The 12,275-nt window shown below is 68.5% G+C and carries 13 protein-coding genes; 7 read left to right on the top strand and 6 right to left on the bottom strand.

What is annotated here, in order from left to right; translation table 11 throughout:
- The first annotated feature begins 148 nt into the window (after positions 1-148).
- From FZ938_RS05610 to FZ938_RS05580, 7 genes are all read left to right on the top strand, one after another.
- Entirely contained in the window at positions 149-946 is a 798-nt protein-coding gene (locus FZ938_RS05610) for an ABC transporter ATP-binding protein (protein WP_149197707.1), read from the top strand.
- Positions 939-1,802 carry an ABC transporter permease gene (locus FZ938_RS05605; protein WP_149197575.1) on the top strand — a complete coding sequence of 288 codons (864 nt, stop codon included), beginning with the start codon at positions 939-941 and terminating at the stop codon, positions 1,800-1,802. Before FZ938_RS05610 ends, FZ938_RS05605 begins: the two co-directional genes overlap by 8 nt.
- An 8-nt stretch (positions 1,803-1,810) precedes the next feature.
- Positions 1,811-2,947 (top strand): ABC transporter permease, encoded by a 1,137-nt coding sequence (locus FZ938_RS05600; protein WP_246457535.1) that lies wholly within the window; start codon positions 1,811-1,813, stop codon positions 2,945-2,947.
- A gap of 60 nt (positions 2,948-3,007) precedes the next feature.
- Positions 3,008-3,340 carry a hypothetical protein gene (locus FZ938_RS05595; RefSeq protein WP_149197573.1) on the top strand — a complete coding sequence of 111 codons (333 nt, stop codon included), beginning with the start codon at positions 3,008-3,010 and terminating at the stop codon, positions 3,338-3,340.
- Between the two features lie 175 nt (positions 3,341-3,515).
- Positions 3,516-4,289: an ABC transporter ATP-binding protein gene (locus FZ938_RS05590; protein WP_136705154.1), complete on the top strand. Its 774-nt coding sequence runs from the start codon at positions 3,516-3,518 to the stop codon at positions 4,287-4,289.
- On the top strand, positions 4,282-5,106 hold the full coding sequence (locus FZ938_RS05585; protein ID WP_149197572.1) for an ABC transporter permease: 825 nt from the start codon (positions 4,282-4,284) through the stop codon (positions 5,104-5,106). Before FZ938_RS05590 ends, FZ938_RS05585 begins: the two co-directional genes overlap by 8 nt.
- 51 nt (positions 5,107-5,157) lie before the next feature.
- Entirely contained in the window at positions 5,158-6,195 is a 1,038-nt protein-coding gene (locus tag FZ938_RS05580; RefSeq protein ID WP_149197571.1) for an ABC transporter substrate-binding protein, read from the top strand.
- A gap of 22 nt (positions 6,196-6,217) precedes the next feature.
- Here FZ938_RS05580 and FZ938_RS05575 read toward each other — a convergent pair whose 3' ends face one another.
- From FZ938_RS05575 to FZ938_RS30450, 6 genes are all read right to left on the bottom strand, one after another.
- A complete protein-coding gene (locus FZ938_RS05575) occupies positions 6,218-6,931 on the bottom strand; it encodes an ABC transporter ATP-binding protein (RefSeq protein WP_149197570.1) in 714 nt (237 codons plus the stop codon).
- On the bottom strand, positions 6,928-7,671 hold the full coding sequence (locus FZ938_RS05570) for an ABC transporter ATP-binding protein (protein WP_149197569.1): 744 nt from the start codon (positions 7,669-7,671) through the stop codon (positions 6,928-6,930). Before FZ938_RS05570 ends, FZ938_RS05575 begins: the two co-directional genes overlap by 4 nt.
- Positions 7,668-9,515 carry an ABC transporter permease gene (locus FZ938_RS05565; RefSeq protein ID WP_149197568.1) on the bottom strand — a complete coding sequence of 616 codons (1,848 nt, stop codon included), beginning with the start codon at positions 9,513-9,515 and terminating at the stop codon, positions 7,668-7,670. The genes FZ938_RS05570 and FZ938_RS05565 overlap by 4 nt, the downstream gene beginning before the upstream one ends.
- Positions 9,516-9,663: 148 nt before the next feature.
- Positions 9,664-10,947, bottom strand: coding sequence for an ABC transporter substrate-binding protein (locus tag FZ938_RS05560; protein WP_149197567.1), 1,284 nt, complete (start codon positions 10,945-10,947; stop codon positions 9,664-9,666).
- A gap of 165 nt (positions 10,948-11,112) precedes the next feature.
- Complete coding sequence (locus FZ938_RS05555) at positions 11,113-11,553, bottom strand: MarR family winged helix-turn-helix transcriptional regulator (protein ID WP_149197566.1); 441 nt, start codon at positions 11,551-11,553, stop codon at positions 11,113-11,115.
- Positions 11,554-11,921: 368 nt separating this feature from the next.
- Positions 11,922-12,095, bottom strand: a complete 174-nt coding sequence (locus tag FZ938_RS30450; protein WP_174757338.1) for a hypothetical protein — start codon at positions 12,093-12,095, stop codon at positions 11,922-11,924.
- Positions 12,096-12,275: the final 180 nt, after the last annotated feature.

Below are 12,275 nucleotides of genomic sequence, written 5' to 3'. Positions count from 1 at the left end.
GTGATAGTTTGCCGACAGGATGATTTCCGGCCGATACGATAGGATCGGTCCCCAAAATCCGTGTTGTGAAGGACCGCCGCCCGTGACCTTCCCAAATCCGCCCGATATCCGGGAGGCGACAGCTGCCCGGCAAGGCTCCGACCCGGCCATATCGCCGGCAGCATCGTCGGTGGTCGTCGAGGCGCGCAAGCTTTCGCTGGTCTATCCCACGGCGGACAAGCCGGTCACGGCGCTGAGCGAGGTCGATTTGACCATCGCCCGGGGCGATTTCGTCTCTCTGATCGGTCCCAGCGGGTGCGGCAAGACCACCTTGTTGCGGGTGATCGCCGATCTTGAGCGGCCCACTTCCGGCCATGTCGCCATCGAAGGCATGACGCCGGAACAGGCACGGCTGAAACGGCTCTACGGCTATGTCTTCCAGGCTCCCGCGCTCTATCCCTGGCGGACGGTGGAGCGCAACGTCATGCTGCCGCTGGAGATCATGGGGCTTCCCAAGGCCGAACGTCAGAAGCGCGCCCGCGAACAGCTGGAGCGCGTCGGTCTGTCGGGGTTCGAGCGCAAGTTCCCCTGGCAGCTCTCCGGCGGCATGCAGCAGCGCGTCTCAATCGCCCGCGCGCTGGCCCTGCAGCCCGACCTGCTGCTGATGGACGAGCCGTTCGGCGCGCTGGACGAGATCACGCGCGACCATCTGAACCTGCATCTGACCCAGCTGTGGCGGGCGACCGGCAAGACCTGCGTCTTCGTCACCCATTCCATCGCCGAGGCGGTGTTCCTCTCCACCCGCATCGTGGTGATGAGCCCGAGGCCCGGCCGCATCCTCGACGTCATCGACTGCGATTCGCTGCCGCGCGAGCGCACGCTGGACATCCGCGAGTCGCCGGAATTCGCCGCAATCGCTCACCGCGTGCGCGAGGGGCTGAAGGAAGGGCACAGCTACGATGACTAAGCGCGTGCTTCCCGTGACGGTGATGACGCTGCTTCTGCTGGTCTCGTGGTATGTCGGGGCGGCGTGGCTGAACTGGCCGCAGGCGGTGGAGACGCTGGCCCGCGCCGGCAACCCTGCCGGTTTCGGTGACGTGCTGGCCCAGGCCTATGCGATGAAGCGGCCGATCCTGCCCACCCCCGATCAGGTGGTGGTGGAGCTGTGGAATTCCCTGACCGGCTATGCGCCGACCAGCCCGCGCAACCTGCTGTTCCACACCTGGGTGACGACGGAGGCGGCGCTGACCGGGCTGGCGATGGGGCTGGTTCTGGGCATCCTGCTGGCCGCCGGGATCGTCTACACCCGTACGCTGGAAGCCAGCCTGCTGCCCTGGGTGATCGCGTCGCAGACCATCCCGATCCTGGCCATCGCGCCGATGATCGTCGTCATTCTCGGCAACATCGGGCTGACCGGGCTGCTGCCGAAGGCGGTGATCTGCATGTATCTGTGCTTTTTCCCGATCACGGTGGGCATGGTGAAGGGGCTGCGCTCCGCCGATCCGCTGTGGCTCGATCTCATGCGGACCTATTCGGCAAGCGGAATGCGCGCCTTCTGGTCGTTGCGGCTTCCGGCGTCCATGCCCTTCCTGTTCGCCAGCCTCAAGGTCTCGGTCGCCATCAGCGTGGTCGGCGCCATCGTCGGCGAGCTGCCGACCGGTGGGCAGGCCGGGCTGGGGGCGCGGCTGCTGTCGGGGTCCTATTATGGGCAAACGGTGCAAATCTGGGCGGCGCTGATCATGGCCTCGCTGCTGTCGGTGGCGTTGATCGGGGTGGTGCGCGGGCTGGAGCTGGTCCTGCTGGGCCGGGCGGACGGGCGATGAGCGAGGCTATGACGAACCCCTACCGCACCAGCCTGCGCAGCGCCGCCGATTGGGGGCTGGTCGCCGTGGCCCTGCCGGCGCTGGCGGCGTTGGCCCTGCCGCTTGGCAGCCAGGACGGTGCGCCGGTCGGCTGGTTTGGCGGAACCATGGCGCCGCTGTTCCTGATCGGCGTGGTTCTGGCGGTGATTGCCGGCCGGTCGGCGCCGAAGCGGGTCTGGGGAGCCTGGGCGGAATTGGCCGGCGTCACGCTGGCCTGGCTCCTGCCGTTTCACTTGCTGGAAGAGGGAATGGACCTGTCGGCCGGCTGGGGGCTGTGGCTGTTCCTGGTGGCGGCGACCTTGCTTCTGTGGCGGGTGATGGGGGTGCTGGCCGGGGTGCCGGGCTGGACCCGCTCCGTCATCGTGCCCGGTCTGTTCGGGCTCGGCCTGCTGGTGGGGTGGGAAGTGCTGGTGCGCGGTTTCCAGGTGCCGGCGATCCTGTTGCCGCCGCCCAGTCGCATCGCCGCGGCGCTGGGGGCCAACGCGCCGGTTTTGTGGGACGATTTCCGCCAGACGGTGCTGACCTCCGTCCTGCGCGGCTATGTGATGGGTTGCGGCGCCGGCTTCCTCGTGGCAATCCTTGCCGACCGGGTGCCGTTTCTTGCCCGCGGATTGCTGCCGCTCGGCAATCTCGCCAGCGCCATTCCTGTCGTCGGCATCGCACCGATCATGGTGATGTGGTTCGGATTCGACTGGCAGTCGAAGGCGGCGGTCATCGTCGTGATGACCTTCTTCCCGATGCTGATCAACACGCTGGCCGGACTCGGCAATTCGGAGCGCATCCAGTTGGACCTGATGCGGTCCTACGGTGCCGGTTATGGCCGGACGCTGGTGAAGCTTCGGTTGCCCAGCGCGCTGCCTTTTCTGTTCAACGGGTTGAAGATCAATTCCACCCTGGCGCTGATCGGCGCCATCGTCGCCGAATTCTTCGGCACACCGGTGGTCGGCATGGGATTCCGCATCTCCACCGAAGTGGCGCGGATGAACCTGGACATCGTGTGGGCGACCATCGCGGTGGCGGCGCTGACCGGCTCCGGCCTCTATGGCGCGTTGGCGCTGCTGGAGCGGCTGACCACGGCTTGGCACCCGTCGATGCGGCGGCGCTGAGTACCTCTGGCACGGCCGTTGCTTTCATCTTCGCCGTTCCAGCCGGCAGGGGAGGTGGACATGGCCGTCGTCGTCGTTCTGAAGCATGTCCGCCTGACGCGGGCGCTCCTGGCCATCGAAATGGCCGCGGCGTCGCTGGACGGCGAGCTTGCCGCCCTGAATGCTGCCGGTCAGGCGGGATTGCTGGGCAACCATGCCGAGGAAGCCACGCTTCTGCGCACCTATGTCCGCACCTTGCGCGTCCTGTTGCAGGCGATGACCCCCGACGAACTGGACGAAGCCGGCCTGAGCGAGCGTCATGGTCTGGCGGAGGCCGCCGTCGGCCGTTGTGCCACCGCCTTGCGGACATTGGAACTGCCGGCCGGTTCCGGCCCCGTCAGCGGCATCGCCTGACGAACCCTGTCGCGAAGCCGACAGCGCCTTGACGCCTTCCGGCCACTACCATACTGCCGTATGGCTGGAATGCGGAAAGCCTTTCCCCTCTCCAGAGGAGGAACGCCGCGCTATAGTGGCGGGCCCAACGAACAGTCGGACCCCGCCGACAAGGCCGCGGGCATAAAAGGGCGCGATGAGGCTTCTCGTTTCCGATCTGACCCACCGATATGACGATCTGACCGTCCTGGACGGCATCGACCTGACGCTGGCGGAGGGCGAAATCCTGGCCGTGATCGGTCCCAGCGGCTGCGGAAAGTCGACGCTTCTTGGCATCGCCGGCGGCATCGTCGCCCCGACCTCCGGCAGCATCCGGGTGGAGGGGGAGGTGCCGGACGGCTGCCTGAACCCGATCACCTTCATCTTCCAGGATTTCGCCCTGCTGCCCTGGCGCACGGTGGAGGACAACATCGCCCTGGTGCTGGAGCATCACAGGCTCTCCACCGCGGAGCGGCGCGAGCGCGTCGACAGCGGCCTGCGCCGTATGGGGCTGTCGGAGTTCCGCAACGCCCTGCCCAAACAGCTGTCCGGCGGCATGCGCCAGCGGGTCGGCATCGCCCGCGCGCTGGCGGTCCGCCCGGCGATGCTGCTGCTGGACGAGCCGCTGTCGGCGCTGGACGCCCAGACGCGCGAACTGCTGATGGACGATTTCCTGGAGCTGTGGCGGCGGGAGAAGACCACCGCGCTCTACGTCACCCACAATCTGGACGAGGCGCTGCGGCTGGCCGACCGTGTCTGCGTGCTGAGCCGCCGTCCCGGCCGCATCCGCGAACTGGTCACCATCGAGGAGCCGCGCGAACGCCGGCAGGAGCCGTCGGCGCAGGCCCATCTGGCCGAAGTGCGCGACCGCCTGTGGCACCTGATGAAGGCCGAAGCCCAGATGGCCGACCGGGAGATCGCCCGTGCCTGACAGCCTGAACCCTAAAGTCGCTCCCGCCGCCGCCATCGGCGAGCCTGTTCGCTTCCGCGGCGGTGGTTTTACCGTAAAGCGCCACTCCTGGGCGGCGCTGGCCGCCTTCGCGCTGCTGATAGCGGTGTGGGAGGGGGCGAGCCGCCTCGGTCTCGCCAGCCCGCTGTTCCTGCCGCCGCCGAGCGCCGTCGGCCACGCGCTGGCCGGCATGGTGACGGACGGCTCGCTCTGGCTGAACCTGAAGGCGTCGCTGGCGCGAATCGCCGTCGGCTGGGTGATGGGCACGGCGGGCGGCATGCTGGTCGGTTTCGCCATGGGCATCTTCTCCACCGCCCGCGCGGTGGGGGTGCCGCTGGTGTCGGCCTTCTTCCCGATTCCGAAGATCGCGCTGCTGCCGCTGTTCATCCTGTGGTTCGGCATCGGCGAGCCGTCGAAATTCGCCACCATCGGCTTCGGCGTCTTCTTCCCCACCGTCATCGCCACCTACAGCGCCATCGATTCTGTGCCGCGCAACCTGATCCGCATGGCGCAGAGCTTCGGACTGCCCTGGCGGTCGATCCTGCGCTCCATCGTGTTGCCGGGGGCCTTGCCCGGCATCCTGGCCGGCTTCCGCATCACCGCGTCGATCGCGCTGATCCTGGTGGTGGCGGCCGAGATGATCGGGGCGGAGTACGGCATCGGCGCCTTCGTGCTGATGGCCGGCAACCTGATGCAGACCGATACGCTGCTGGCCGGCGTGCTGGTGCTGTCGCTGCTCGGGCTGGCCATCGGCACCGTGCTGTCGCAGCTCGAGCGACGCCTGCTGAACTGGCGCTGACCGGCATTCTTCACAAGAAACCTGAACCATCCATCGGGAGAATTTCCGTCCATGACCGCCGCCACGACCGTTGCCCGCCTCACCCGGCGCGCCGTGATCGCCACAGCCGGTGCCGCCTTCGCCGCCGGCACCCTGATGTCCGCCGCGCTGGCGCAGCCGCTGGAGAAGGCGACGGTCGGTGCGCTGGCGCTGTCCTCCTCCGGCCCGATCTTCATCGCCAAGGCGAAGGGCTATTTCGAGAAGGAAGGGTTGGACGTCGAGCTGAAGATGTTCACCTCGGCCCAGCAGGTTCCGGTCGCGGTAACCTCGGGCGACGTCGATTTCGGCGTCACCGGACTGACCGCCGGCTTCTACAACCTCGCCTCCAAGGGGGCGGTCACCATCATCGCCGCGCAGAGCCGCGACGAACCGGGTTTCCCCTTGAGCGCCTATATGGCGACCAACGCCGCCTTTGAGGCCGGGCTGAAGACGCCGGCCGACCTGAAGGGCAAGCGGATCGCCATCACCACCGTCGGCTCGACCTTCCATTACATGATCGGCCTGCTGGCGCAGAAGCACGGCTTCACGGTCAAGGACGTGACCATGGTGCCGCTGCAGGACGTGCCGAAGATGGTCGCCGCCTTCAAGGGCGGGCAGGTCGACGCCATCATCGCGCCGTCCACCGTGTCGCGGCAGCTGGCGACCGACGGCGCCGGCAAGATCCTGGGCTGGGTCGGCGACGAGACGCCGTGGCAGCTCGGCGCCCTGTTCACCGCACCGAAGACGATGAAGGACCGCCGCCCGCTGGTGGAGAAGTTCGTCCGCGCCTACAAGACCGCGCTGGCCGAATACCACGCCGCCTTCAACGGCAAGGACGCCTCGGGCGCTCTGGTGAAGGGCCCCGGCTATGACGAGCTGCTGGGCATCATCGCCGACGCCACCAAGCAGAAGCCGGAGATCGTCGCCGCCGGCCTGCCCTATGTCGACCCGCAGGCCCGCCTGCTGGTGGACGACATCGTCAATCAGGTGAAGTTCTGGCAGTCCGAAGGGCAGGTCGACAAGGCGCTGGACCCGAAGTCGGTGATGGACCTCAGCGTCGCGGGGGAGTGACCATCCCTTTCCCGGGGCGTGATCAAACTGCCAGATAGGCCGCCCTCACCCCGTCATCGGCCATAAGCTCCGTCATCGTGCCGGTCCAGCGCAGGCGGCCGGTCTCGATGACGCAGGCGCGGTCGGCGACGGCGGAGGCGAAGGACAGGCTCTGTTCGGACAGCAGGACCGACAACCCCTCCGCCTTCAGGCGCCGCACCGCGTCGGCCATCTGCCTGACGATCAGCGGCGCCAACCCTTCCGACGGTTCGTCCAGCAGAAGCAGCGACGGGTTGCCCATCAGCGTGCGGGCCAGCGTCAGCATCTGCTGCTCGCCGCCGCTCATCCGGGTGCCGCGGCGGCCGCGCATCTCCGCAAGGTTGGGGAACAGCGCGAACAGCTTCTCCGGTGTCCAGACGGGCGCGCCGGGGCGGGGCGGCTGGCGGCCGACCTCCAGATTCTCCTCCACCGTCAGGTCGGCGAAGATGCGGCGGTCCTCCGGCACATAGCCGACGCCGAGCCGGGCGATGCGGTGGGTGGGCAGGGCCGACAGGTCGCATCCGTCGAGGCGCAGGGTCGCGGCGCGGCGCTCCACCAGCCCCATGATCGCCTTCAGCGTGGTGGTCTTGCCGGCGCCGTTGCGCCCCATCAGCGCCACCACCTCGCCTCGCCCCACAGTCAGGGCGATGCCGTCGAGGATGTGGGCGCGGCCGTACCACGCCTGGAGACCGTCCACCGTCAGCAGAGCTTCGCTCATGCCTCGCCTCCCAGATAGACGGACTGCACACGCGGGTCGGCGCGCACCTGATCCGGCGAACCTTCCGCGATCAGCCGGCCGCGGTCGAGCACCAGCACGCGGGTGGCGTGGCCGAAGACGGCGTCCATGTCATGCTCGGTGAACAGCACGGCGAGGCCGCGCTCGCGCACCAGCTCCGCCGTCAGCGCCATCAGGGCGAGGCGTTCGGCCGGGGCCATGCCGGCGGTCGGTTCGTCCATCAGCAGCACCGTCGGTTCGCTCGCCAGCGCCATCGCCAGTTCGACCCGCTTGACGTCGCCATAGGCCAGCACGCCGCAGGGGCGGTCGGCCTGGGCGGCCATGCCGACGCGGTCCAGCAGGGCCAGCGCCGGTTCGCGGAACTGCGTGGCGGCCGGGCGCCACAGCCCGAACAGCCGGCGGGCACGCGACAGCAGCACCATCTGCACATTCTCCGCCACCGTCATCGAGGCGAAGGTCGCGGTGATCTGGAAGGTGCGGCCGACGCCCAGCGCCCAGATGCGCCGCGGCGGCAGACCGACCAGTTCCGTCCCGTCCAGTCTGACCGAGCCCGAGTCGGGCCGCAGCTGGCCGTTCAGCAGGTTGAAGCAGGTGCTCTTGCCCGCGCCATTGGGGCCGATCAGCGCCAGCAGGTCGCCGGAGCGCAGGGTGAAGGACACGCCGCCCACCGCCTGCACCCCGCCGAAGGAGCGTTGCAGGTCGTGCACCACCAGCTCGGTCATGCCCGCCTCCGCCCAAAGGAAGAACGCAGGCCGGACAGGAAGCCGACGATGCCCTTGGGGAAGACCAGCACCAGCGCGACGATGATGAGACCCAGCACCAGCCGCCACCAGTCGGTCATGCTCATCACTTCCGACTCCAGCAGGTGGAAGACCGCGGCGCCGGCAAGCGGCCCGGCGACGGTCTGTATGCCGCCCATCAGCACCATCACCAGCGCATCGACCGACTGCGGTACCGCCAGCAGGGTGGGGAAGACGCTGCCCTTGGCGAAGGCGTAGAGGCCGCCGGCCAGACCCGCCGCTGCGCCGGCCAGCACGAAAGCCATCCACTGGAAGCGGCGCACGTCGATGCCCACCGATTCGGCGCGCAGCCCCGAGTCGCGCCCGGCCCGCAGCGCATAGCCGAAGGGGGCGAACGCCGCCCGGCGCAGCAGCCACAACGCTCCGCCGCACAGCGCCAGCGTCAGCCAGTAATAGGCCGCCTTGCCCGCCGCCCAGGCCGATGGCCAGACGCCGAGGATGCCGTTGTCGCCGCCGGTCACCGCATACCATTGGAAGGCGATCGACCAGACGATCTGCGCGAAGGCCAGCGTCAGCATGGCGAAATATAGCCCCGACCGCCGCACGCAGAACCAGCCCGCCACCAGCGCCCCCAGCCCGGCCAGCACCGGTGCGCCGGCCAGCGCCAGCGGCATCGGCGCGTCCATGTGCTTGACCAGCAGGGCCGAGCCGTAGGCGCCCAGCCCGAACCACGCCGCATGGCCGAAGGACACCAGTCCGCCCAACCCGATCAGCAGATGCAGGCTGGCGGCGAACAGGGCGAGGATGACGACCTCGGTCAATAGGATCAGCGCGTAATCGCCGGCGACCAGTGGTGCCGCCGCCATCACCGCCAGCAGCGCCAGCGCCCAAACCCCGGCGTGGCGTCCGCGCGACAGCGGCACGGTCACCGTGGCGGGTGCGGTCGGCGGCATCTCCTCCGCCCGGCCGAGCAGGCCATGCGGGCGCAGCACCAGCACCACCGCCATGAACAGGAAGACGATCACCAGCGTGATCTGCGGGAAGACCAGGATGCCGAAGGCCTGCAACTGCCCGATCAGCAGCGAGGCCAGGAATGCGCCGGTCAGGCTGCCCATGCCGCCGACCACGACGACGACGAAGGCCTCCACAACGATGGCAACGTCCATCTGCAGGGTCACCGCCTCGCGCGGGACCTGCAGCGCGCCGCCGAGCCCGGCCAGCGCGCAGCCCAGGAACAGCACGCCGGTGAACAGCCGCGCCGGATCGACGCCCAGCGCGCTGGTCATCTCGCGGTCCTGCGTCGCCGCGCGCACCAGCGTGCCCCAGCGGGTGCGGTTGAACAGCAGCCACAGCAATCCCAGCACCAGCGGCCCGAGGCCGATCAGCACGAGGTCGTAGAGCGGGAAGGGCTGGTCGAGGATGTCGATGGAACCCTTCAACCCCGACGCCCGGCGGCCCAGCAGATCCTCCGGTCCCCAGGCCCAGGCGGTCAGGTCCTGCACCACCAGCACGACGCCGAAGGTGCCCAGCAGCTGGAACAGCTCCGGCGAACGGTAGAGCCGACGCAGCAGGCCGATCTCCATGGCGGCGCCGAGGACGCCCATCGCCAGCGCCGCGGCGGCGACCGATCCCCAGAAGCCGGCCGGCGTGCCGCCGAACCGCTCGATCAGCGACCAGCCGGCATAGGCGCCGACCATGTAGAAGGAGCCGTGCGCGAAATTCACGATCCGCGTCACGCCGAACACGATGGTCAGCCCCGACGACACCAGGAACAGCGTCGCCGCGGTCGCGAGCCCGCTGAGGGCCTGGACGAGGAGGAAGGACATGGATTCGTCGTTTCGGTGCGGACTCTTGCCCCCTCCCCAACCCTCCCCCTCTTCGAGGGAGAGGGAGTCAGTCGCAGAGCGGCGGCAGTCCCCCTCTCCCACCGAAGGTGGGGGAGGGTTGGGGAGGGGGCAATCGAAGCCTACAACTTTACTCCGCCGGCCGCATCTTGCGCGCCACGTCGTCGGGCGGCAGGTAGTTGGCGCCGTCGGCGTAGTGCCAGTCCTTCATGGTGCCGCGACCGTCCTTGACGGTGGTGGTGCCGACATAGGTGCCCATCGTCGCCTGATGGTCGGAGGCACGGAAGGTCACCGGGCCGACCGGGCTGTCGAAGGTCAGGCCGGCCAGCGCATCGACGATCGGCTCGGCGTTGCTGGATTTGGCCTTGGTGATCGCGGCGGCGACCGCCTTCATGGTGGTGTAGCCGACGATGGAACCCGCCTTGGGCGATTCCTTGAAGCGCGCGGTGTAGGCGGCGACGAAGGCCTTGTGGGCGGGCGTGTCGATCTGCTCCCAGGGATAGCCGGTGACGATCCAGCCTTCCGGCGCCTCGTCCTTCATCGGCTCCAGATATTCCGGCTCGCCGGTCAGCAGGCTGACGACCTTGCGGTTGCGGAACAGGCCGCGGCCCTCGCCCTCTCGCACGAACTTGGCGAGATCGGCGCCGAAGGTGACGTTGAAGATCGCGTCGGGCTTGGCGGCGGCCAGCGCCTGGACGGTCGGGCCGGCCTCCAGCTTGCCCTGGGCCGGCCATTGCTCGGCCACGAACTCCACGTCCGGGCGCTTTTCCTTCAGCAGTTGCTTGAACCACGCCACCGCCGACTGGCCGTATTCGTAGTTGGGGGCGACGGTGGCCCAGCGCTTGGCCGGCAGCTTCGCCGCCTCTTCCACCAGCATGGCCGCCTGCATGTAGGTGCTGGGACGCAGGCGGAAGGTGTAGCGGTTGCCCTTGGCCCAGGTGATGGCGTCGGTCAGCGGCTCGGCCGCGACGAAGGGTACCTTGTTGCGCGCGGCGAAATCGGCGACGGCCAGACCGATGTGGGAGAAATAGGTGCCGGCCAGCACGTCCACCGCCTCGTTCGTCACCAGCTCCTGCGCGACGCGCACCGCGTCGTCGGGCTTGCCGGCGTCGTCGCGCGAGACGACCTGCAACTCGCAGCAGCCGATCACGCCGCCCTGGGCGTTGATCTCCTCCAGCGCCAGCTGCCAGCCCTGGCGGTAGGGGATGGTGAAGGCGGGCAGCCCGGTGTAGCTGTTGATCTCGCCCACCCGCACCGGCGCGCCGCTGAACTTCACCGGCTCCTTTGCGGATTCGGCGGCGGCGGGGCCCGTGGTCAGCACGGCGGCGGCAAGGGCGGCGGCAAGGGCGGCGAACAGAGCGGCCGAAAGAAGGGACTTCGCCGTCGGCGAGGCGGTCGGGTGGCGGTGCTTCATCCTGCGGGGACCCCGGTTCGTGAGAGACCAGCGGCGTGTCCGGGTCGCGGTGCGACGCAACACACCGCGTTCATAGCAAACCCCGCGCAAAAGTCACCGCCTGATCGGGATTTTCCCCGTTCGGCCTTTCCCGACGGCCTTTCTCAAACCATCAGGCGATGCCGCCTACATCAGGCGGGCCAGCAGGGCCATGAACTGCACCCGCTCTTCCTCCGACAGCGGTTCCAGCGTGCGTTCGTGGGCGGCGGCAGCGTTGGCCGTCAGGTCGACGACCAGCGCCTGGCCGATCCGCGTCAGGCGGACGCTGGTGCGGCGGCGGTCCTGCGGGTCGGGCTGGCGTTCGACCAGATTGCGCTCCACCAGCCGCAGGATCACGCCTTGCGTGGTCGCCGGATCCATGTAGGTCAGCCGGCCGAGCTGGTTCTGCGACAGCGGACCCTCGGCATACAGGGTGGCCAGGGCCGCCCATTGGGTGGGGGTCAGAAGCGAATCGCCGATCAGGTCGATGAAGATCGCCGACGCGCGCTGATGGGCGCGGCGCAGGCGGTGGTGAACCTGGCCGGCCAACTGGTAGTCGTCGGGAGGCAGTCGTCCGAAGTCGTCCATGGCAACGGGCCCGTGGTTCGCGCCCGCCTTCGGTCCGGGGCGAAGGCTGGGGCGGGCACGGACCGCCGCTCCCGGCTGCGTGGGCAGCGGTGGCCCGGCGTTTACCGCCTGTCGCCACCCGATGCATCCATTATGCGTTCCTCATGGAAAGGGTAGAAAACACAATGGCAGCAGTGCAACCTTCGCAGATGCGTCATAGAGCCACAGGAATGTAAACGTCACCGGCAGCGCAACAAAAGAAGCGGCGCAAGTTCGAAAACAAGGCAAGCGCCGCTTCTGCCGCAATTCGGGTGAAACCGATCGCTGATTCATGATGCCGTCGCCAAGAGTCGCTTCGGCGGACGCCGCTTCTCACCGCCTGTTCTTCGTCAGGGTTTCCGCTTGGGCGGATAGCTGTCGGGCGGGGCGGTCTTCTCGGCAGGACTGGCTGGACCCTCGCCATCGGGGGGCGTCACCCCGCCCGGCGTGTAGGGCGGGGTGGTGGAGTCGGGCGGGCGGTTGGTCGAGGGCGGAGGCGGCGGCATGTCGAGTCGGCGTGTCATACGGCACCTTTCCTGGTCAGGAATCGTTATGAACAACCCGGTGCGGGGCGGACGGTTCCAAGTAGGGGTGGGGCAGGGGCGGGGGAGCATCGCCAGTTCTGCCGACCGGTGGCTATGACCTTCATCTTACGACCATTTGAAAAAGAGACTGGAATCAAGCGAATCATTGCCACCGCCGGG

Origin of the sequence: Azospirillum oryzae, assembly GCF_008364795.1 — a bacterium.
In the GTDB taxonomy this organism is placed as follows: domain Bacteria; phylum Pseudomonadota; class Alphaproteobacteria; order Azospirillales; family Azospirillaceae; genus Azospirillum; species Azospirillum oryzae.
Note: the sequence above shows the minus strand (reverse complement) of the source record. Positions and strands in the feature narration are given on the sequence as shown.

Coding starts and splice junctions, on each gene's coding strand:
- FZ938_RS05575 (WP_149197570.1), bottom strand. CDS start 6,931: ATGAGCGAAGCTCTGCTGACGGTGGACGGTCTCCAGGCGTGGTACGGC.
- FZ938_RS05565 (WP_149197568.1), bottom strand. CDS start 9,515: ATGTCCTTCCTCCTCGTCCAGGCCCTCAGCGGGCTCGCGACCGCGGCG.
- FZ938_RS05590 (WP_136705154.1), top strand. CDS start 3,516: ATGAGGCTTCTCGTTTCCGATCTGACCCACCGATATGACGATCTGACC.
- FZ938_RS05595 (WP_149197573.1), top strand. CDS start 3,008: ATGGCCGTCGTCGTCGTTCTGAAGCATGTCCGCCTGACGCGGGCGCTC.
- FZ938_RS05580 (WP_149197571.1), top strand. CDS start 5,158: ATGACCGCCGCCACGACCGTTGCCCGCCTCACCCGGCGCGCCGTGATC.
- FZ938_RS05605 (WP_149197575.1), top strand. CDS start 939: ATGACTAAGCGCGTGCTTCCCGTGACGGTGATGACGCTGCTTCTGCTG.
- FZ938_RS05555 (WP_149197566.1), bottom strand. CDS start 11,553: ATGGACGACTTCGGACGACTGCCTCCCGACGACTACCAGTTGGCCGGC.
- FZ938_RS05570 (WP_149197569.1), bottom strand. CDS start 7,671: ATGACCGAGCTGGTGGTGCACGACCTGCAACGCTCCTTCGGCGGGGTG.
- FZ938_RS05560 (WP_149197567.1), bottom strand. CDS start 10,947: ATGAAGCACCGCCACCCGACCGCCTCGCCGACGGCGAAGTCCCTTCTT.
- FZ938_RS30450 (WP_174757338.1), bottom strand. CDS start 12,095: ATGACACGCCGACTCGACATGCCGCCGCCTCCGCCCTCGACCAACCGC.
- FZ938_RS05600 (WP_246457535.1), top strand. CDS start 1,811: ATGACGAACCCCTACCGCACCAGCCTGCGCAGCGCCGCCGATTGGGGG.